This window comes from Flavilitoribacter nigricans DSM 23189 = NBRC 102662 (genome assembly GCF_002646595.1).
Lineage (GTDB): Bacteria > Bacteroidota > Bacteroidia > Chitinophagales > Saprospiraceae > Flavilitoribacter > Flavilitoribacter nigricans.
This window is the reverse complement of the sequence record NZ_PDUD01000027.1, coordinates 26,049-48,359: the sequence shown is the minus strand read 5'-3', so window position 1 is coordinate 48,359 and position 22,311 is coordinate 26,049. Positions and strand designations below refer to the sequence as shown.

The following is a 22,311-nucleotide window of genomic DNA, read 5'->3' as shown; positions in this document are numbered from 1 at the left end:
CCCTTTGTATTTTTGGACCGTATTGGATATTTTTTACGCTAAAATTTGCATCTGAAATTTATTCATCGTAATTTTACGATCAATATGGGAAACACAAGAACAGAACGCTTTACCGAACGTCACAACCGGCTGGCCAGTATTGCCAAAGCATTGGCTCATCCGGCCCGGATCGCTATCCTTGAGGTACTGATCCGGAAGGGCAGCTGTTTCTGTGGGGATGTGGTGGAAGAGATCCCTTTGTCCCAGGCTACTGTTTCCCAACACCTGAAGGCCATGAAATCCGCCGGTCTGATCAAAGGAGAGATCGATGGAAAATTTTCCTGCTACTGCGTTGACCAATCCGCCTGCCAGGAAGCCTATGGCCTGTTGAGTAATTTGTTTGAAGAAGTAAGGAAATGCTGTTGAGCGGTTCCTTTTTTTTGCCATAATCCATCGTAAAATAACGATGAATATTTTTAACCATTAAATTCAATTACTATGCTAGATCTAATGAAATTCAATCCAGGCTGTTGCGGAGGAGATGACGATTGCTGTGGCGGTCAAACCGGCTGCTGCTAGTGGGAAACTCCTTCCCTATCCATTTCTAACATCGATTAGCGAAATCGGGGTGTGCCGGGCGGAGGTTCGGCACACTTTTTTTTTGCCTGGCATGTGCAGGGCACGTCCGCTATCCCTGTTCGTAAACCTCCAGTAGGGCGTGCAGATCTTCCAGCGTATTGGCTTCCTCTACGGGTTTATCTTTTCGCCAGCGGAGCATTCGGGGAAAACGCAGCGCTACCCCACTTTTATGTCGGTTGGAACGCTGGATACCTTCGAAGGCGATCTCGAATACATGCTTGGGGTTAACACTGCGTACCGGTCCGAATCGCTCCACGGTATTTTTCCGAACCCAGGCCGTGATCTGCCGGAATTCCGCATCCGTCAAGCCGGAATAAGCTTTGGTAAAGGGTACCAGATCTTCCCCGTTCCAGACCGCAAAGGTGAAGTCCGTATACAGGTTGGCCCGGCGGCCGTGCCCCCGTTGGGCGTAGATCATAACCGCGTCGATGGTCAATGGATCGACTTTCCATTTCCACCAGTCGCCGCGTTTCCGACCGGCCAGATAGGGCGAATGGAGCTGTTTCAGCATGATGCCTTCACTTTGCTGCTCCCGGGCATTTTCCCGCAGTTCGGCCAGCGTTTGCCATTCATCGTACGCTATTGCCTCGGAGAGAAGCAGGATCTCATTCGGGCCGATATCCTGGATCATTTGCTCCAGTAAGCGACGGCGCTCGGCCAGGGGTTCCTGCCGGATGTCCTTTCCCTGCCACTCCAAAAGGTCATAAGCCATCAGCACGACCGGTGCGTCCCGCAAGTGCTTTTTGGTTACATTTTTCCGACCGATACGGGTTTGCAATATCTGGAAACCGAGGGGCTTACCATCCCGAAAGGGCAGGATCTCACCGTCAATAACCGTTCCGTTGGGAAGCAGATCCGCCAGGGGATTATATTCGGGAAATTTATCGGTAACCAGTTCTTCTCCGCGGGACCAGACGAATAGTTCATCCTCACGGACGATCACCTGGCCGCGGATGCCGTCCCATTTGTATTCGGCCTGCCATTCCGACGGTTTCCCGAGTTCATGTACGGGATCGTCCAGTTGGTAGGCCAGATAAAAAGGATAGGGCCGGGAAATATCCTCCAAGGGATCTTCGGTCAGGATGAGTTGTTCAAAGGTGCTGTCATCCGGTGTCCAGCCGCCCATCAGACGGTGAGCGAGGGTCATTTCATCGATCCCGGTCTGACGACTCAGGGCCCGCACCATCAGCTTTTGGGAAACCCCCACCCGAAAACTCCCGGTGATGAGTTTATTAAATACGAAGCGCTCGCTGGTATTCAATTGCTGCCAGGCGGCAAAAACCCGTTCCTTTTTTTCTTCTTCTTCCAGATCTTTGAGATCGCGAACGTAATTGATCCAGTAGGTGAGATCGTAGTCACTTTGTTCCTCTTCGGCCGGGAGCACCAGCGAGATGGTTTCGGCCAGATCACCGACCACGTGGTAAGACTCCTCGAATAGCCAGAGCGGAACCCCGCTGTAGGCAGCGGCCCAGGCCCGCAGCAGCGTGGTATTGACCGATCGCTTCGGTCGCCGGTGCGAGAGCAGGGCAACGGTCCAGAGTTTGTCCTCATCTCCCACCTCCTGAAAATAATCGGCCAGTGCCTCTACCTTGGCATTGGTCTTGTTCGTTTGGTCCAGTCGACGGAAAAGTCTGGCAAAATTTTTCATGCAATGGTATTTTAACTTCAGCGGTTAGGAACAGAGGCCGTTGCCCGGGCTTCTTTTGCCTCCGTTTCAGGCAAAGTCTTCACCTGTATAAAACATGGTCTGAAGAGTTTTGTTGATAGATATTGGGATCCGTTCAAATCAGCCGGGCCGACCGGAAATACGCCCGGTATTTGGCCGCTTGGCGAAATTTCCGGCTCGTTTCCTATGCGAATTCTACTTCAGTTTTCGTTGGATGATCGGGATAGAGTTTGCCGGGTATTTGAACTTGATCCTGAATTTATTTTTACCTTTGAACCTTAAAATTTAAAACCATGTTTGGAGACCTATTTGGCCAGATGGAGGAGCAGCAAAAAGCACTCCGGGAAAAACTGCAGGAAATTACGATCGAGGCGGAAGCAGGTGACGGCGCCGTTAAAGTTACGGCCAATGCGGCCCGTGAAATTACCAACATCAAAATAGATCCGGCGATCCTCGATCCCGAAGATCCCGAACAACTGGAAGACCTGCTCCTGGTAGGCATCAACCGGGCCCTGGAGGAGGCTGCCACCAAGGAAGCCGCCGAATCCCAAAAGCTGATCAACGACATGCTCCCGGGTATGGGAGGATTCCTGGGCGGTTAATTGCTTTTTCTCACGTTATTCAAAATATTGGCACTCCCGGCACGTTATCTTTCTCGATACGGTTGGCATTGGACTACCCAATGCCCAACCGAGTACCGTAAAAAATATCCCATGCGATTTATCTTTTGTTTTATCGCCGTATTGGCGCTGCTTCGCCTACCGGCACAGACTTCAGTTGGTTTAATTGCCTATTACAGCTTTGACGGTAGTTTGGAGAACAATACCGGCAATACGAGTAATGCGGCGATCGGTAACGGCAACATAGAATACCGCTGCGGGGTCCGGGGAGATGCTATATTATTCGACGGCGTGACCACCTTTCTTACCGTTCCCGGAGAGAATAATGTAAACGATGAGTTTGACACCGAGGACGTCACCGTCAGCTTTTATTTCAAGCCCATTGGACTCAACGGTACGCCCTATCTGGTATCTAAACGAGATGCGGACTGTAGTATCCAGGAACATCTGTTTTATATCCGTTATGCCCCCGCTTCGCGTTCGGTGAGCGCCGTTATGATCGAGAATATCAGCCGGGGTGTATCGCTGCTTAATCCACTGATCAATCAATCCTGCTGGCAATTGGTCACCCTCGTTCGCGAAGGTAGCCGGGTCAAACTCTATATCAACGGCAAATTTGCCCGCGACCTGGGTACGCAGGGACGGATCGATCTCAGCAACGGCGGCAAACTCACGATCGGAGGCGGTGACTGCCGCATGCCCAGCGAGCCGCTTTTTCACGGATTGATGGACGAATTTCGCGTGTACAACCGCGCACTGAACGAAGATGAGATCGCCGGGCTGTATTTCGCTCCGGACCAGATCGCTACCCAGGATACCGTGATTTTTCTGGGTACTTCCGTCGATGTCCGCCTGACCAGTTCCTGTGGAACCGGCTTCAACTGGACCCCCAGTCTGGATGTGATGAGTTCCATCGAAGCGGAACCGACCATCTTCCCCTCCGAAGCCGGCAATTTCGTATACAACGTACAAATGAGCGATGGGGTCTCTTCCTGCATCGCCAGCGACTCTATCCGGATCTCCGTCATTGATCCCGATGAATTGGACTGCGAAGTACTCTACCTTCCCAAAGCATTTACGCCCAACGGACGGGGACCGGCCAGCAACGAGACCTTTGGCATCAGTAACCCTTTTGCCCTGCAGGAACTTATCTCCTTCGAGATCTTCGACCGCTGGGGTGGCCGGGTCTTTTACACCGAGGACGCCTTTCTGCAATGGGATGGCACCTTTAAAGGCCAGGATGTCAACCCCGGCGTATTCCTCTACAAGATCCGATACCTTTGTAACGGAGAGGAAGGCATCCGAACGGGTAGCGTTACGGTGTTTCGATGACCGCACAGGGGTTCGGTCAACCCCAAAATACTTTCCCGATATCCTGCTCTTCTGTGGATTGCTGACGCAAAAAACCTAATTTTGCGCTGTTTGCGATCTGTAGTCAACTGGCAGATGGCCACCGTTTACCGGCAAGCTAAACTTACCGGTACCGGCCACTGTTTATTGAATACAGCGTATTAGCCTTACACCAAATAACAATCAAGCAATTCACCTTATGAAAGAAGTATTTATCGTCGCTGCCGTTCGTACGCCGCTGGGCAGTTTCGGAGGAAGTCTCTCTACACTATCCGCCACCCAACTGGGTAGCGCCGCCATAAAAGGGGCACTGGAAAAAGCCGGTCTTCCCGCCACTGAGATCCAGGAAGTTTTTATGGGTAATGTCTGCTCGGCCAATCTCGGTCAGGCCCCCGCCCGGCAGGCTGCTCTGCGAGCCGGCATCGGGATCAACGTTCCCTGCACCACCGTCAACAAAGTCTGTTCTTCCGGCATGAAATCGATCATGTTTGCCGCCCAGACCATTCAGCTGGGGCTGAATGATATCGCAATTGCCGGCGGTATGGAAAGTATGAGCAATATCCCCTACTATGTGCCCAAGGCCCGCTGGGGTTATAAATATGGCGACGCCACCCTGGTAGACGGTCTGGCTAAAGATGGCCTGACGGATGCCTACGATCACCAGGCCATGGGAACCTGCGCCGATGCAACAGCTGAGAAGTTTAAGATCAGCCGGGAAGAGCAGGATCGCTACGCCATCCGTTCCTACAAACTGGCGGCAGAAACCACCGAAAAAGGCTGGTTCAAAGACGAGATCGTCGGAGTAGAGATCCCGCAGCGCAAGGGCGATCCCATCACCATTACCGAAGACGAAGAATACAAAAGAGTAAAATTCGATAAGATCCCCAGTCTGCGTCCGGCTTTCGGTAAAGACGGAACAGTGACGGCCGCCAATGCTTCCACCATCAATGACGGCGCCGCCGCTCTCATTCTGGCCAGCGCGGAGAAAGTAAAAGAACTGGGCCTGAAACCCATCGCCAAGATCGTGGCCTACGCGGATGCAGCCCAGGAACCACAGTGGTTCACTACCGCTCCAACGCTGGCAGCCCCCAAAGCGCTCGAACGCGCCGGTATGAGCTGGGACGATGTGGATTACCTGGAGGTGAACGAAGCCTTTGCCGTGGTCCCTATGGCTTTCGGTCAGGAACTGAAGGTTGACGAGGATAAAATGAATGTATTCGGAGGAGCAGTATCTCTCGGGCATCCGCTGGGAGCATCGGGTGCACGAATTGTGACTACGCTCGCCAATGTACTCGCCCACCGGGACGCGAATGTCGGTCTGGCTACGCTCTGTAATGGAGGAGGTGGCGCTTCGGCACTCATCATTGAACGCACGTAAGTCCGACTTCCCAGTCGGATTCCCCGTAAGTCCGACTTCCCAGTCGGACAATTCAACCTAACAAGAACCAAGCTGTAATGCCGACTGGAAGTCGGCACTACGTACCAAAAGCAGTGATGCCGACTGGAAGTCGGCATTACGACTTCCCATTCCAGTCAAAATTCCCTAAATTGAGTGTCAACTAACGCGCACTCTGATGAAAAACAAGGAATGGTACCGGCGTAACCTGCCGCACATCCAGCCTTTGGATGGTACTTTCAACATTTGTTTCCGCCTGCATGGCAGTTTACCGGTTTCTAAAATAAGGGAACTCCAGGCCACAAGAAAGAAGCAGTTACAGGCATTAAAGACCATAAGTGCTGAACTAACACCCGAAATAGTTCAAAAGATCAAATTTGAGATCACTAATGAATATTGTGGAAAGTTTAATCAGCTACTAGACAATCCTGCTACCGGACCGGTATATTTAAAGCAAAAAGAAATCGCCAGAATCGTGCAGGAGGGTCTTCAATACTGGGATGGCCGCCGTTTTCGATTAATCTGCTTTTGCATCATGTCCAACCACGTTCACCTCATGCTCGACTCCTGCGAGGATCAGCTGTTCATTATCCTGAAATCCATTAAAACCTTCACCGCCCGGGCCGCCAATAAAGTGCTGGATCGAACCGGTCAATCTTTTTGGCAAAAAGAAAGTTACGACAACCTCGTTCGCAATCCCCATGAATTAGCCGTGAAAGCCCGCTATATATTAAACAATCCGGTCAATGCCGGGTTAGTTAATCATTGGAAAGATTGGGATTTTACGTACCTGAATCCGGACTTCCACTGGATCCTGTAAATCCGACTTCCAGTTGGATTGCTCGCTAACGTTGGACATCCAGTTGAAGCAGGCGTACATCGTGACAAATGATTTGAAACGGACCAGGAGTTGGTTATTCTTTACCTCCACATCCCGGACCATTGAAGTACGTAGAGTATATGATCATGGAATCGCTGGCAAACCACTTAGTGGGAAATTCATGCCAGCTTTGTATACAACCGACAGGAAGTCGGTGTTACGAAGTCCGTGTAACATCATACTACAAGTCCGAAACTTTCTTAATTTTGCGCAACTTTTTCTAACCAACCAAATTAGAAGGGAATAAGCATGAGCAGTACGGTTTTTTTTGACCAATTTGCCAAACGCCACCTCGGTGTGAACGCAGAGGAATTACAGGAAATGCTCGCCGCTATCGGTGTGGACAGCCTGGATCAGTTAATCGACGAAACGGTACCCGCCGGCATCCGCAAAAAAGATGCCCTGGATATTCCGGAAGCGGTAACCGAGTTTGAGTTTCTGAAAGACCTGAAGAAAATAGCCGCCAAGAATAAAGTCTTCGAATCTTACATCGGGCTGGGCTATTACAATACCATTACCCCTTCCGTTATTCTGCGTAATATTTTCCAGAATCCCGGTTGGTACACACAATACACGCCCTACCAGGCGGAGATTGCTCAGGGACGTCTCGAAGCGCTGCTGAACTTCCAGACTATGGTCAGCGACCTGACCGGACTGCCCATCGCCAACGCTTCCCTGCTGGATGAGGGTACGGCGGCGGCCGAAGCGATGACCATGTTCTACGCTCAAAAGAACAAACGCAATCGCGGAGAAGCCATCAATCAGTTTCTCGTTTCCGACCAGGTATTTCCCCAAACCATAGATATTCTGCGTACCCGCGCGCTGCCGCTGGGTATTGAAGTGGTCGTTGGTGACTGGCGGAATTTTGAATTCAATGAAAAGACCTTTGGCATCCTGCTACAATATCCCGCCGCTGACGGCGAGGTAGCGGATTACCGTCCGCTGGTGGAAAAAGCCAAAGCCAGTGAAATATATGTGACCGTAGCGGCCGACATTCTCAGTCTGGCCCTTTTGACGCCTCCGGGTGAATGGGGCGCGGATGCCGTAGTGGGCAACACCCAACGCTTCGGAGTGCCCATGGGCTACGGTGGTCCCCACGCTGCTTACTTCGCCACCAAAGACGATTTCAAGCGCCAGATCCCCGGGCGTATCATCGGTGTATCGGTTGACAGCCAGGGTAATCCGGCCCTTCGTATGGCCCTGCAAACCCGGGAGCAGCATATCCGCCGGGAAAAAGCAACTTCCAATATCTGCACCGCACAGGCCTTGCTGGCTATCATGGCGGGCATGTACGCCGCGTACCACGGGCCTAAAGGCATCCAGGCTATCGCCAAACGGGTGAACGCTATGGCGCAGATCCTCGCCGGCAATCTGGACCAACTGGGTTTCGCGGTCACGCATCAATTGTACTTCGACACGCTGCACCTGCAGGCCGACGCCGCTCAGATCGCGGCCGTTCGCGAAAAAGCCGAGCAGGCTGAAGTTAATTTCTACTATACGGAATCCGCCATCCAGATCAGTCTGGACGAAACAACTACGCTTGCCTCTCTGGAAACCATCGTCGGTATCTTTGCGGAAATAGCCGGTAAAGAACAGGAACTGGAGACCAATGGCAGCGAAAGTCTCAATCTGCCGGACTCACTGATCCGGGAATCCGAATTCCTGACCCATCCGGTTTTCAACAGCTATCGCACCGAAAGCCAGATGATGCGCTACATCAAGCGCCTGGAGAACCGCGATCTGTCGTTGGTACATTCCATGATTCCGCTGGGTTCCTGCACGATGAAGCTGAACGCCGCTACGGAGCTGCTGCCCGTTAGCTGGCCCGAATTTGCCAACCTGCACCCCTTCGCACCGATGGACCAGACGGAGGGCTATCAGCAGATCTTCCGCGAACTGTCCGCTTATCTGAGTGAGATCACCGGTTTTGCGGACTGCTCGCTGCAGCCGAACTCCGGTGCCCAGGGCGAGTACGCCGGTCTACTGACCATCCGGGCGTATCACCTGTCCCGCGGAGACGATCATCGCAACATTGCCCTGATCCCCTCTTCCGCGCACGGTACCAATCCGGCAAGCGCCGTGATGGCCGGCATGGAAGTAGTGGTCGTAAAATGTGATGACGACGGTAATATCGATATTGAAGACCTCCGGGCCAAAGCCGAGAAACACAGCAACGAACTGGCGGCTCTGATGGTTACCTATCCTTCCACCCACGGTGTGTTCGAAACGGGGATCCGCGACATTTGCGGTATCATTCACCAGCACGGTGGTAAGGTATATATGGACGGCGCCAACCTCAACGCCCAGGTCGGCCTGACCAGCCCGGGACTGATCGACGCGGATGTATGTCACCTCAACCTGCATAAGACTTTTGCCATCCCCCACGGTGGTGGTGGCCCGGGCATGGGACCGATCTGTGTCAACGAAAGTCTACAGCCGTTCCTGCCCAACCACCCGCTGGTGAAAACGGGAGGCGAGCAAGGTATTCATCCGGTATCCGCTGCGCCCTGGGGAAGTGCCAGTATCCTGCTGATCTCCTACGCATACATCCGTATGCTGGGCCGCGATGGCGTACGGAAAGCCTCTGAATACGCTATTCTCAACGCCAACTATATCAAGGCCAGACTGGAAAAAAGCTACGATGTACTCTACGTCGGCGCCAACGGTCGTACGGCCCACGAACTCATCATTGACCTGCGTCCGTTCCGTTCGCTGGTAAGTGCCGAAGACGTGGCCAAGCGCCTGATCGATTACGGTTTCCACGCTCCTACCCTATCCTGGCCGGTAGCGGGGACCATCATGATCGAGCCCACCGAGAGTGAGGATAAAGACGAACTGGACCGCTTCTGCGACGCTATGCTGGGGATCCGGAAAGAGATCGATGAGATCGCCTCCGGAGAGGCGGATGCCAAACAGAACGTACTCCACAACGCACCCCATACGCTGGCAGTGATCACCGCTGACGAATGGGAGCTACCCTACAGCCGTTCCAAAGCCGCCTGGCCGGTAGCCTACCTGCAGGAAGGACGTAAGTTCTGGCCGGCAGTCGGCCGCCTCGACGGAGCCTACGGGGACCGCAACCTGGTGTGCACCTGTCCGCCGCTCGAAGCCTACGAACAGGAAGCCTAAAAATAAAAAGCCGGTAGATAGTGGCCTTAAAAACAACCACCGTCTACCGGCCACCTCACCGTCGACCACAACCGTCAACCATCGACCATCCACCGTCGACCCTCAACCATCAACCGTCAAACCCTCACACATACCCCTGCGCCTGCAAATGAAACAGCTCCGCATACTTCCCATTCATAGCCAGTAATTCCTCGTGACTCCCTAATTCCAATAACTGACCATTTTCCAGAAAAAGGATGCGGTCCGCCATCCGTACCGTAGAAAAGCGATGGGAGATCAGTACGGCATTTTTATCTTCGATCAGATCCGCAAAGCGTTGGAAAACCTCGTGCTCGGCCCGGGCATCAAGGGCGGAGGTAGGTTCATCCAGGATCAATAGCTGGGCATCGCGCATGTAGGCGCGGGCCAGAGCGATCTTTTGCCACTGTCCGCCGGATAGTTCCACCCCGTCCGCAAAGCGGCGGCCCAGCATTTGCTGGTAGCGATCCGGCAGTTCTTCGATCACGGTGTCCGCGAGGCTTTTCCGGGCGGAGGTTTCGATCAGTTCGGCGTCCTCGATCATCCCGATATTACCGACCGCAATATTTTCACCGGCCCGAAACTGGAAGCGCATATAGTCCTGGAAAATAATGCCGATGTTATCCCGCAACGACTTGAGGTCGTATTCCCGCAGATCGACGCCTTCCAGTAAGATGGCGCCTTCGGTTGGTTCGTAGAGCCGGGCCAGCAATTTGACCAGGGTCGTTTTACCGGCTCCGTTCTCCCCCACCAGCGCCAGTTTTTCACCGGGCAGCAGATGGAAACTCAAATTACGGATCGCCCAACGCTCGGTACCCGGATATTTAAAACTGACATTATCAAAACGGAACCCTTCCCTGATCTTTTCCGGAAAAGCGATGGCTCCGGACTTGGAGTTGATAATGGGTTCGATCTGAAAGAAATCAAACAGATCCTGCAGGTACAGCGCGGAATCCGCGATCTGGGAAAAGCGGGACATGATCCGCTGCAACATAGACTGCATCCGGCTGAAGGATCCCGAGAGGAAAGTCAGCGTACCGATCGTGATGATCCCACCGATCGTTTGAATGATGATGAAAACATAGGCGCCGTAATAAGCCAACGTACCGATCATGGATAAGCCACTACCCCAGGCGGCCCGTTTGACGGCGAGTTTCCGGTTAGCGTGGTAATATTTATCCGCCAGATAGGCGAACCGCTTCGTGATAAAATCAGCCAGATTAAAGGTTTTGACCTCTTTGGCGAATTCATCACTGGCACCGATATAACGCAGATAATCCAACTCCCGACGCTCCGGCGTCCAGGATCGGGTCAGGGAATACGTCCACTGGTTGAAGCGCGATTCGCCCAGAAAAGAAGGGATCACAGCGAGAAAGAGCAGCAGGATCAGCCAAGGGTTGAAAACGACCAGACCCGCTCCGAGGAAAAAGATACTGATCACATCCTGGAACTGGGAGAGTATCTGCGACATCAGGATCGTCCGCCCGGTAGTCTGACGGCGGGCCCGCTCCAGTTTATCGTAAAATTCCGCGTTCTCAAATTGATAAAGGTCCAGTTTTGCAGCGTGCCGGATCAGATCAACGGATGTCCGGTTGGATACCAGGTCGCCCAGGAGGCTGTCCAATAGCGTGATCGCCCGGTTGATCAGCGTACTGATCACCGCCAGCCCCAATTCCAAGGCCACCATGATCCAGAGATATTCCTGATCGACAGCATCGCCGTTCTGCAAAGCGATGATCGAATCGATAATCTCTTTACCGATATAGAGCATCGCCAGAGGAATGACGGAATTGATCGTCCGCAGGATGACGTTCCCCAGGGTCATCCCTTTACTGGTCTCCCAGATCAGTCGAAAGAAAGGTGGCAGGTTTTTCAGCGCACTGAATTGCTCCTTGTAGGACAGAGATTCCGTTTGTCGATTACGGGGTCGAGCCATAAGTTATATTATGTGATAATTGATAAATGATGGGTGATGAAGGGATTCTTACACAATCAACGCGAAGACCGGGAGCGGGAGATACCGTCCGTCGGTCTTCTGAATTCGGGTCTCATTCCATCATCAGCCAGGATAATATACACTTTGGGCCCCAAATAGTTGAAATTTCAACTTGCTTAGTACTAAAGATCTCTAATTCATTTTTTTACCGATCAGGTAGAATCCTACATTTAAGAACTTCCTGGATTTTTTTTGGGTTCGAACCAATGGTGCCTGACTGGTCGCACGAGTATATCTGGGAACATTTTGTCCTTTGGGAGAAGCTTTGAACAAACCTGATTCGCCTGACGGCCTTTTACCCATTCCAGACAAAGTAGGATATCTTCGTCCACCACCAGATTGTAGGGGCTCAGGTCCGCCACTAATTCGCCTTCCTGCAGATAGGAGCTTAGCAAAATGTTCCCCGGCCCAAGGCGCTCCCCAGGCAGGTCTCCTTCCAGGCGATACAGGTTGACCCGGAAGAGCAGGCTGTCCGCTCCGCGGTCTCTGATACCGAAACGGGCCTCCTGCAGCAGCGTTGGTTGACGGACCCGGATCACCGTTCCTATTTCCGCTCCAAGTTGTCCGGACCCCATACCCAGTCCCCATCGCCGGGACGGGATGCGATTGCCCAGCACCTCATCCTCGCCGAGCCTTGTTGCCGTGATTTCGACCACAGGAATGTTAATTGCTCCTGCTTTGAGATAAATTACCGGCTGACGCAGCAGATCCTGCACCGATACACTCAGCGTTTGAAAACCAACCGCAGAAAAACGGACCACGGCCAGGGAATCGGGAACTTTCAAAATAAATTTGCCATCTTCGTCACTAACGGTACCAATGGTGGCATCCGGGATGCCGATATTGACAAATGGGATCGGATTTTTTCCTTCGGCTTCCTGAACAATTCCCCGGACTAAACATTGTCCTGATACGCTCGGCGAGCTAATGATAAAAAAGAGCAGGTTAAGTGCGCAGATAAAACGTGTAAGCATAGATCAGAGATTTTTAGAGCATATGTGCGTTGGCCACTTCTCTATTTCCGGTAGCCGGTGTGGAAATAAGTTCAGTTTTGCCGGACTGGGAAAAAATTTATACAAACGCTTAACATTACATGACTGATATACAGAAGGCGCTGGATCATTTGCGGGAATTAGTACAGCTGGAAAAACAGGAAGATTTTGAGCAACACCGCCAGAAGATCCTGCAGCTACCGCTCGACAAGCGGGTATCGGAGGGATATTCCTGGTACCCGGTGGTGGTCAGCAAATCGGGTTACGCTTTGGGAGACCGGGCCTTTGTGATTGTGGAACGAACCGGAGAAGAGAAACCGGATCAGTTTCGCGCCGGCAAAATGGTGAGTTTGTTTACCCAACAACCGGAAGTCCGACATCCCGAAAAGAACGGGGTTATCCAGTTTGTGAACCGCAACCGGATGAAGATCATCCTCAACAGCAGTGACCTGCCGGACTGGCTGGGAATGGGGCAGATCGGGGTCAATCTCATGTTCGATGAGCGTACCTATCTGGAAATGGATAAAGCCCTGGTGCAGGTGTCGAAAGCGAAAGGAGACCGCTTAGCCGAACTGCGCGACATCCTCTTCGGTAAGCAGGCCGCCCGCTTCGATCCCACGCCGCATACCTTCTCCATTCCGGACCTGAACGAGTCTCAGAACGCCGCGATCAATCAGATCGTAGCTGCCCGCGATGTAGCCGTGATCCACGGCCCGCCCGGCACTGGTAAGACTACCACACTGGTGCAGGCGATCAAGATCCTGGTCGATACGGAAAGTACGGTACTGGTTACTGCGCCCAGCAACACGGCCGTCGATGTGCTGACCGAAAGGCTGGCGGATGCCGGTTTGAATGTTGTCCGGATCGGGAATATCTCCCGGGTGGATGAGTCCATCCTGTCCCATACGCTGGATTGGCAGATCTCCCACCACCCCGACAATAAGCACATCAAAAAAGTTAAGATAGAAGCGGCGGAGGTCCGCCGTCAGGCCAAGCGGTTTAAAAGAAATTTCGGCCCGGAAGAACGACGCGAAAGAGGTCAGATGTTCCGCCAGGCCGGAGAGCTCAACGCCTGGGCCCGCCAGCTGGAAGACCGCCTGCTGGACCATATCCTGTCGAGTGCGCAGGTGATTACCTGCACACTGGTGGGTGCGGCAAACGAAGTGCTGCAAAAGAGAAACTTCCGCACCGTATTGATCGATGAGGCCGCCCAGGCCCTGGAGCCGGCCTGCTGGATCCCGATCACCAAGGCTTCCCGCGTTGTACTGGCCGGCGACCCGTTCCAGTTGCCGCCCACCGTAAAATCCCGGGCTGCAGAAAAAGCAGGGCTGAACATCACCCTGATCGAAAAGTGTTTGCAACGACTGGAGCATACCAGTCTGCTCCGGGTCCAGTACCGGATGAATGAGGTAATTATGGGCTTCTCCAATCAACGGTTTTACGAAGGTGCTCTGCGGGCCGCCGAAAGCGTAAAAGACCACCGACTCCCCATCGAGGACAACCATCCGTTGGTCTTCATCGATACGGCCGGGTGCGGTTTTGACGAAAAATTACAATTGGCCTATCTCAGTCGCTTCAATCCCGAAGAGTTCCTCATCCTGCGGGAACACCTTTACGCCCTGATCAAAGCGTTTCGGGAGCAGGAACAACCCCTACCGGAGATCGCGATCATTTCTCCCTACCGCGAACAGGTGAAGCATATGGATACGGCCATTGCGGAGGATACCGAACTCACAGAAGTACCGCTGACCATCAACACCATTGATGGTTTCCAGGGGCAGGAAAGCGATGTGGTCTATATCAGCCTGGTGCGGTCCAACGGCAAGGGGGAGATCGGTTTCCTCAAAGATTACCGCCGGATGAACGTCGCCATGACGCGCGCCCGTCAGCAACTGATTGTCATCGGGGACAGTGCTACCATCGGCAATGATCCTTTTTATATCGATTTCCTGGAATACTGCGAAAAACATGGGGAGTACCGGACGGCCTGGGAGTTTATGCAGTAGGAGGCTGGCAGACCCGGCAGACCTCGCAGACCTGGAAAGTTTTAAAAACTTTCCAGGTCTTACACACACACTACAACCGTTTCAACAACAAAAGACGAAAATCCACCGCCATCTCCCCCGGAATCTCCAGTGCTTTCAGGCTTAAGGTCTGCTTCCCTTTCTGCAGAGAGATCGTTCCCAAAGCAATCGGCTTAAAATCCTTGACATAGGATTCTCCCCTTATATAACGATCGTGCTCTATCCCCCGCAGCGGAGGATCGTAGGCCTCATCGATCTTTACGGTAGCTACTTCCATTCCAGTTTGCAAAGCAATCACCGCTCCCGTATCTCCCTCCCGACAGGTATAGTAAAGCGTGGCCTCAAATTCACCGTCGGCCAACACCTCTACCTCCCAGCTGATGCTGTCTTCCGGACTGGTCCAATTGGTGTAGAACGAGCAATTGGGCCAGCGGTTGGATCGTTCAATATTGCCGTGGGCGATCCCATCCCGAGCCGGCAACTGATCGTAGACCGCATCCGGATGGCCAATTGTAAAACTCCGCAAGTCCTCTTCGGGCAGTTCGCTCCACACTTCTTCCCGCCAGATGTCTTTCTTTTTCTTCAGTACGGCTTTAACTGCGGGCACTTTATCTCCTATGTCAGTCGTCTGACCGGGATCTGAGATCATATCGAACAGCCGATCCTCATGATCCAGCCGATACTGTTGGGAACGCACACTGGTACGATTGCCCCAGTGGTTGACTAGTACGCGATCGGGCCAGGCGGTGGTATCGCCCAGGATCAGGGGCTGCAGGCTGAGTCCGTCGGTTGCTTTGTCGCCGGGATCCGCTACGGCGGTCAGATCGAGCAGGGTCGGATACAGATCCGCTACCGAAGTAATCTGACGGACCACGCGTCCCTGCGGCACCTTTTCCGGCCAGTACAGGACAAATGGAGAACGCACGCCCCCTTCATTGGTATGCCCTTTTATTCCGGCCATGCCTCCGTTCCAACGCCATCCGTTGGGGCCGTTATCCGAGAAATAGATCAGGATGGTACGTTCGTCGATTCCCAGTTCCGCCAGTTTATCGGCTACCCGTCCGACATTCCAGTCGATGTTTTCCGCCATGGCGTAAGCCGCGCGGGTATGATCGGGATTCTCCTGATCCTGAAACCGGTGTGCCGGCAATTCCATATCCGCGAATTTCTGCCACCAGCGGTCCGGCACCTGCATCGGGCTGTGGGGTGTATTGAGCGGCAGATACACCAGAAACGACTCGTCGCGATGCTCCTGCATAAAGTCCATTGCTCTTTCCGTGAGGACATCCGTCAGATAACCTTCGGATTGGACGATCGCACCGTTGTGCTCCAGCATGGCATCAAAATAGCTGCCCCAGTGCCCGGAACAGTAACCGTAAAATTCTTCAAAGCCCCGGGAATTGGGATGATATGGGGCCTGCATTCCGTTGTGCCATTTTCCAAAAGCTCCGGTGCGATAGCCGGCATTCTGCAAGTGCCGGGCAAAAGTCTGTTCGTCCAGATCGAGTCGCTCTCCTCCGGCAGAAGTGCTGTATACTCCGCCGCGAACCGCATAACGCCCCGTGAGTAAAGCCGCGCGGGTGGGCGAGCAAACGGGATCGACGTAGAAACGATCGAAGATCAGTCCATTGCGACCTAAACTATCGATGTGGGACGTATTTACTACCGGATTACCGTTCATGCTCAGATCGCCCCAACCCTGATCGTCCGCCAGGATGATGACGATATTCGGTGGTGAAGTCTCTCCCGTATCCGTCGGAGCATCCGGCGTACACGCACCGTATAAGCAAGCCAAAAGGCTCAGAAATAAGATCCGTACTGTAGGTGTAAATTGCATAAGATTGGCATTAGTCAGTCCCTCGGTGGGACCGGGCTGCGGAAACATTAAGGTAAGGACACCGGCCAGATCGGCCGCTTACTCATTCATATTTGAGTCATTCAAAATAAAGACATCCTTGGCCGGGAGTTCCCCTTAATCCATGGCCAATAGTGCTTCTACCAAAGGTGTGAAACTGGGAAAAACCAATTCCGGCCGCGGAGCCAGCGGATACATCTGCTGGCCGGGCCGGGAAACGAAAGCCGCTCGCAAACCGGCCGCCATTGCTCCCGCAACGTCCCATCCGTGGGCTGCGATCATCATACATTCCGAAACGGGAGTGCCCACCTTTCGGGCAGCCCAGCGGTAAACATGCCGATTTGGTTTGTACAGTGCGATCTCTTCCACGCTTAATTTTCCCGCCAGGAAAGGATCCAGCTTGGCATTCGCCATCTGGGCCCGCACTCCTTCCTGGGAAGAATTAGTGAGGGTGTATAATTGAAATCCTGCATCCTTCAGCTTTTCCAGAGCCGGCGGCACATCCGGATGGGGCGGCAGACTGATGATCGGCGCTACGGCCGCCCGGGCATCCGCCTCGGACAGTTCGATACCCTGATTGCGGGCTACCATCTGCATCGTGGCGACCCCGATAGTACCGAAATTTTCATATTGGTCCATGGCACTGGCCACCAGTGAATGTTGCAGCATGGTGGTGAACCAAAGCGGCAAAAGTTCCTCTCTCCCTCCCAGGGCCTTACCGACGGAAGTTTTGAGGGCTGTCAGGTCCAGGAGGGTTTCGTTGACATCGAGAAAAATAGTGGTTGGGCGGGTCATGGTCTTGGTGATGATCGGGTGAATAAAAATGCATAGGGAAACAGCTTAAACCTTTGCTTTCCCTCCTACATAAAAAGCTGAAATGAGCTTTTGGTTGTAAGCTACCCGTTATTTCATCAGCTGATCTACAATTTCCTGCAGCGCTTCCGCCCAGGCGACATAACCCGCCCGCGCCAGATGGATACCATCTTTACTGAAAAATTCCGGATGTAATTCACCGGAAGGTAGCAGCCACTCTTTCCCAATCGGATAGTAATGATCGGAGGGCAATTCAGCGGCCAGCGCTTCGTGCACCGCTTCGTATTTTTTTCTTTGCTCGGAATCCGGCTGGAGGCCGGTGGGCAGCGGACCGGAAATGATCAGCCTCGTTTCCGGCAGGTGAGCCGTCAGGTACCGGTCAATCGCCAGGATGCCGTCTGCAATCTCGGCGGCAGAATTGTGGGCAAAATTATTGACCCCAATGGTCACGACCATTACTTTCGGGTGGGCTTCCCGGTAGGGTCCGTTTTGCAATCGCCAGAGCAGGTGTTCCGTCCGGTCGCCGGAGATACCGGCGTTGATCCAGTGGTATTTCGCAAAAGCCCGGGAAAAGGCTTCCTGTCCGGGTTGGTAGGTTACGCTCTCCCGCTGGCCGCCGGTGCCCTGGGTAATGGAATTGCCTAAAAATACGATATCAACTTCCGTACTATTACTCAGAAGGCGGTTGATATCCTCGTGATTGCAGTGCCAGTCACAACCTTCCGGCCAGCCGGCCGCCGAGCGGTACTCCGCCGCCGGTTGGGGAACAATGGCCAGATTGGGCAGCATCCCGTAAGCTTCCAAAATAAAGTTGACGATAGGCGTTGGTTCTTTTAGGCTATGCGGATGATGACCGATGCCTTCTTTATTAATCGTCCGGATCGCACCTCCCTGCTGCCGGATCCGCTCCGCCAACAGGCCGGTATTCTCCGCAAAAGGAACTACTTCGTCGGCCAGACCGGATACGTGGAGTAAGGGGATTTCCAGGGCAGCCAATCGCGCCGCCTGATCCACCGGATTACCTAAGTAAGCAAGTGCCTCCGCTTCGTTCTCAAAGCCATAAGCGGCCATGCATTTCTTCCAGTCGTTCGGGCTTCCCTTGCCGGTCCCTTTCCCGGCCGGCCAGCTTTTGAAATCCAGTACAGGAGCATCCGCGTAGATCGCTGCGACTTTTTCCGGATTGGCCAGGGCCCAGTTATAGATGATCAGTCCGCCGCGACTCATGCCTTCCAGCGCCACCCGTTCGGACAGACCAGCGGTCACCATACTGGCATAAAAGTCATCCCAGATCCTGACGGCCTCCGGCGAGCCGAACAAGCCCGCTACATCCGTGTAAACCAGGTGAAAGCCCCGTTCCAACAGGGCGATATCCGTTTGGGGTTCGTGCCCCCAGAAACGGGCCCTCCAGACCCAGGGGTTGCCGGGAGCGGTCCACTTGGGCTGGACGATCCGGCTTTCGCGGCCGTTAATTTCCAACTTTTTCCCTTGATAACCATGGTAATTAAAGGCTTCCCCGCTTTCGGATAGCCGTTTCCGGAGTGGCAGATCGGGCAGCTTCCGTTCCATTTTTACCGTCTCGTACAGGCGGCGGGCGATCCGGGCCGCACCCAGTGAAGACGGATGGATCTTATCCGGCATCAGATCCGGCCGTTCGCTGAAAAAAGGATACAGATCGATCAGTTCCAACTCCTCTTCGTAAGCTATCTGCTGAATGACCGGTTTGATCTGCTGCCGGATCACGGGATCCCAGATCGACGAGGTATCTTCCAGAAAAGCGGCGGCCGGCGGTAACAACAAAACGATCCGCGGATCGCTCTTCAGTTCCTGGAAACTTCGGATCAGTGCACGGTAATCGGCATCCAGATCCGCCAGATGCCGGCGGTTCTGCAATTTGGAATCGTTTGTCCCCAGCATAATGAAAACCAGGTCCGGTTCACTTTTCAGCGCCTGCTGGTAAGCCTCCGTTTCGGTGTAAGGATAATCCCCGCGATGCAGTGCGGTGCGACCGTTTACCCCAAAATTATTAACGGCGTAGGCTTCCCCCAGCATTTCCTGCAGGATCCGGGGATAGGCATTTTTCTCCCGATTGGCCATTCCCGCACCGTAGGTGATGCTGTCTCCTACGCAGGCAACATTGACGGTGGGTGCCGGTCCGAGAAAATTCAGGAACAGCGACAATAGAAATATGATCTGTGGCATTCCGTTTTTAGGATTTTGAGTTTAAAATTGGCTGGTTGATCGTCAACAGGGCCCAACGACAATTTCCGACAGATCGAAGCGTTCCTCCGGAAAGCCGGTTACGATGGGTACTGCTTTAAGTATTCGGTAGGCGACAGGCCCTTGACCATTTTGAACTGCCGATTGAAATTGGACAAATTGTTGAAGCCCGACTTATAGGCGATCTCGGATACGCTATATTGTTCCTCCATAATGAGTTTGCAGGAGTAGCCGATGCGCACTTCGTTCAGGTATTTGGAGAAAGTAGTCTTATTCACCTTCTTAAAATACCGGCAGAAGGCGGCGCTGTTCATATTCGCCAGATTGGCAACATCTTCCAGCCGGATCTGCTCCGTAAAATGGTTCAGTATATAATCATACACCACATCCAGTCTCCGGCTGTTGGGTGCATTGAACGCTTTGGTAAAACCCGAACTACTGATGGAAGATCGGTTTTTATCGGTGGTTAGTACCTCCAGGATCTTGAAAAGGGAAAGTACCTGCTCGAGCGGCGACAGTTCAAACATACCCTGGAGCAGGTCGTAAACCGGCTCCTTCACCTCTTCCGAAAAACTGATCCCCCGGCAGGCGGCCTGCATCAGTTGATTGATCTGATTCATTTCCGGGATCAGGCCCAGCACCTTTTGAAAGATATTTTTGTCAAAATGGATCACCATGGCCCGGGCGCGGAGTTCTTCCTGCCTTTCGTAATATACTTCATCATTCATCCACATGTGCGGCAGATAGTCGCCCAACAACAGTAGATCTCCCGGTTCGAACTTGGAAATATTATCGCCCACGAAACGTGTACCACTGCTTTCGGTAATATAAACCAGCTCTAATTCCAGGTGGTAATGCCAGACTTTTAGGAAATGTGGAAAGGAATGTCTGGAGAGCGTGAGTGATCGATTGAAATGATTTTGACGGTTTAAATATCTTAGCTCCATAGGTCTCTTTTTGCTATTCCTGCAAAATGAAACTAAAATTAGCAAAAATTCGAAAGAATTCGAAGCTTTTACCTTATTGTATTTTTAGTTATCTAACAATCGATTGCGAAAAACAGGGTGCAAATTTTAGTTCTAAGCTTGCAAAAATAATATTAGCCCTGGCCTGCAGGAAGGCTTAATTTTACTTTGCATTGTTAAAAGCTGTTTTATAAACTATTCTTACATTACTTGAAAGGTGATTGGCTCTGAAAGCGTTCAGAGCCTTTTTTTTGTGGTATAACGATGCTTTCCAGATACCAGAAGTCCTCCGCTGACTACATGCCAACAGATCTTTCCCACCGATCGCTCCGTGATAATTTAGGCCGGATACCATGCTACTGGTACCCGGTACGTTCCATAACTGACACAAAGGAGATTTGGATCTACCAATCCAATATTACGTCCTTATCCCTAATCCGTCGTTGTAAATACGGTATAGACCTTGCGACCGTACCAGGCAATAAACAGGAAACAGATCAGCGGCAGAATAAAAGAAAAATTCACTTCCGAAACGCCCAGGATAGTGGTATCCGTGTAACCGGCACCGCCGATATCCAGGATCATTCCCTGAAAGGTCGGCATCAGAGCGCCACCGACAATGGCCATCACCAAACCGGCAGCACCGATCTTGGTTTGCTCTTCCCGCAGCCCGTCCAGCGCGATACCGTAGATGGTCGGGAACATCAAAGACATACAGAAGGAGATACCCACCAGCGCATAGAGACCGGTCATTCCTTCAATGAAGATAGTTGCTGCGGTAAAAGCCGCACCGGCCAGCGCCAGATACATCAACAGTTTTCCGGAATTGAGGTATTTCAGCAGGAAGGTACAAGTAAAACGTCCAACGAAGAACAGGATGAAAGCGACAAACTGATAGTTGCCCGCCACATCATTGGGGATGCCGATCGCTTCGGCGTACTGGTAGATATAGGTCCAGACCATGATCTGAGCCCCCACGTACAGGATCTGAGCGATCACGCCTTCGATATATTTCGGATTTTTCACCAGTCCCTGGATCGATTCCCAGACCCCGAGTGATCTACCTTCGTCTTTTTTCTCCGGCATCTTATTAACCGCGATGAGCACCAATACGCCCAGTACTACTAAGCCCAAAGCAACGTAGGGATCGCGGATCACCATTAAATCCGCCTGCCGGATACTGGCCTTGGCCGATTCGCTGAGCGAAGCGAAATCCACGTCATCGGATTGCAGCTTGCGCAGTACAAACTGCTGAGCGACCAGCAAACCACCCAACAGCCCCATCGGGTTGAAGGACTGGGCCAGATTTAACCGCCGGGTAGCGGTAGAGGGGTCGCCCATAGAAAGGATATAAGGGTTGGCCGTCGTTTCGAGGAAGGCTAATCCAAAGGTCAGGATATACAGTCCGAACAGAAAGAAGCCGAATTGTTGGGTCACGGCGGCCGGATAGAATAACAAGGCTCCGACAGCATAAAGCAGCAGCCCGACGATCACTCCCAACTTATAGGAATATTTTCGCACAAACAATGCTGCCGGCAAAGCCATCGTGAAGTAACCTCCGTAAAACGCCAGTTGCACCAGCGAAGCCTGGAAATTTTCCAGTTCCAGTACTTTCTTAAAGGCCGAAACCATCGGATCGGTAACGGCATTGGCGAATCCCCAAAGGGCAAATAAGGAAGTGATCAGTATGAAGGGTAACAGCACATCCTTGGCTACCACCGGAGCGTTTGAATTCATAGTCTATTTCAATTTAAACTTGTTCAAAGATAGTT

Annotated in this window: 15 protein-coding genes; 7 read left to right on the top strand and 8 right to left on the bottom strand. The window is 52.6% G+C overall.

The window, feature by feature from the left end:
* Nucleotides 1–84: 84 nt before the first annotated feature.
* Nucleotides 85–405, top strand: a complete 321-nt coding sequence (locus CRP01_RS22960) for an ArsR/SmtB family transcription factor (RefSeq protein ID WP_099152578.1) — start codon at nucleotides 85–87, stop codon at nucleotides 403–405.
* A gap of 262 nt (nucleotides 406–667) precedes the next feature.
* Here CRP01_RS22960 and CRP01_RS22955 read toward each other — a convergent pair whose 3' ends face one another.
* Nucleotides 668–2,266: an ATP-dependent DNA ligase gene (locus CRP01_RS22955; RefSeq protein WP_099152451.1), complete on the bottom strand. Its 1,599-nt coding sequence runs from the start codon at nucleotides 2,264–2,266 to the stop codon at nucleotides 668–670.
* 311 nt (nucleotides 2,267–2,577) lie between these two features.
* Between CRP01_RS22955 and CRP01_RS22945 the strand changes: the two genes are divergently transcribed.
* The 5 genes from CRP01_RS22945 (at nucleotide 2,578) to gcvP (ending at nucleotide 9,659) form a co-directional block, all read left to right on the top strand.
* The gene (locus CRP01_RS22945; RefSeq protein ID WP_099152449.1) at nucleotides 2,578–2,886 is read left to right on the top strand and encodes a YbaB/EbfC family nucleoid-associated protein; all 309 of its coding nucleotides are present in this window, start codon (nucleotides 2,578–2,580) and stop codon (nucleotides 2,884–2,886) included.
* A gap of 111 nt (nucleotides 2,887–2,997) precedes the next feature.
* Entirely contained in the window at nucleotides 2,998–4,236 is a 1,239-nt protein-coding gene (locus tag CRP01_RS22940) for a LamG-like jellyroll fold domain-containing protein (RefSeq protein ID WP_099152448.1), read from the top strand.
* A 217-nt stretch (nucleotides 4,237–4,453) separates the two neighbouring features.
* Nucleotides 4,454–5,632 (top strand): acetyl-CoA C-acyltransferase, encoded by a 1,179-nt coding sequence (locus CRP01_RS22935; protein ID WP_099152447.1) that lies wholly within the window; start codon nucleotides 4,454–4,456, stop codon nucleotides 5,630–5,632.
* Between the two features lie 244 nt (nucleotides 5,633–5,876).
* A complete protein-coding gene (locus tag CRP01_RS22930; protein ID WP_170110501.1) occupies nucleotides 5,877–6,470 on the top strand; it encodes a transposase in 594 nt (197 codons plus the stop codon).
* Nucleotides 6,471–6,779: 309 nt separating this feature from the next.
* Nucleotides 6,780–9,659, top strand: a complete 2,880-nt coding sequence (gene gcvP / locus CRP01_RS22920; RefSeq protein WP_099152444.1) for an aminomethyl-transferring glycine dehydrogenase — start codon at nucleotides 6,780–6,782, stop codon at nucleotides 9,657–9,659.
* 124 nt (nucleotides 9,660–9,783) lie between these two features.
* On the opposite strand, the gene CRP01_RS22915 is transcribed toward gcvP, so the two are convergent.
* Together CRP01_RS22915 and CRP01_RS22910 are read right to left on the bottom strand one after the other, a co-directional pair.
* A complete protein-coding gene (locus tag CRP01_RS22915; RefSeq protein WP_099152443.1) occupies nucleotides 9,784–11,613 on the bottom strand; it encodes an ABC transporter ATP-binding protein in 1,830 nt (609 codons plus the stop codon).
* Between the two features lie 230 nt (nucleotides 11,614–11,843).
* A complete protein-coding gene (locus CRP01_RS22910; protein WP_099152442.1) occupies nucleotides 11,844–12,647 on the bottom strand; it encodes a carboxypeptidase-like regulatory domain-containing protein in 804 nt (267 codons plus the stop codon).
* Nucleotides 12,648–12,766: 119 nt separating this feature from the next.
* On the opposite strand from CRP01_RS22910, the gene CRP01_RS22905 reads away from it, so the two are divergent.
* A complete protein-coding gene (locus CRP01_RS22905) occupies nucleotides 12,767–14,671 on the top strand; it encodes an AAA domain-containing protein (protein WP_099152441.1) in 1,905 nt (634 codons plus the stop codon).
* Nucleotides 14,672–14,741: 70 nt separating this feature from the next.
* On the opposite strand, the gene CRP01_RS22900 is transcribed toward CRP01_RS22905, so the two are convergent.
* The 5 genes from CRP01_RS22900 to fucP all read right to left on the bottom strand — a co-directional run bounded on the left by CRP01_RS22900 (nucleotide 14,742) and on the right by fucP (nucleotide 22,276).
* A complete protein-coding gene (locus CRP01_RS22900) occupies nucleotides 14,742–16,526 on the bottom strand; it encodes an arylsulfatase (protein ID WP_099152577.1) in 1,785 nt (594 codons plus the stop codon).
* A gap of 135 nt (nucleotides 16,527–16,661) precedes the next feature.
* A complete protein-coding gene (locus CRP01_RS22895; protein ID WP_099152440.1) occupies nucleotides 16,662–17,339 on the bottom strand; it encodes a haloacid dehalogenase type II in 678 nt (225 codons plus the stop codon).
* A gap of 108 nt (nucleotides 17,340–17,447) precedes the next feature.
* A complete protein-coding gene (locus tag CRP01_RS22890; RefSeq protein WP_099152439.1) occupies nucleotides 17,448–19,556 on the bottom strand; it encodes a GDSL-type esterase/lipase family protein in 2,109 nt (702 codons plus the stop codon).
* Nucleotides 19,557–19,654: 98 nt separating this feature from the next.
* Nucleotides 19,655–20,521, bottom strand: coding sequence for an AraC family transcriptional regulator (locus CRP01_RS22885; protein WP_099152438.1), 867 nt, complete (start codon nucleotides 20,519–20,521; stop codon nucleotides 19,655–19,657).
* 450 nt (nucleotides 20,522–20,971) lie between these two features.
* Nucleotides 20,972–22,276, bottom strand: coding sequence for an L-fucose:H+ symporter permease (gene fucP, locus CRP01_RS22880; protein ID WP_099152437.1), 1,305 nt, complete (start codon nucleotides 22,274–22,276; stop codon nucleotides 20,972–20,974).
* Nucleotides 22,277–22,311: the final 35 nt, after the last annotated feature.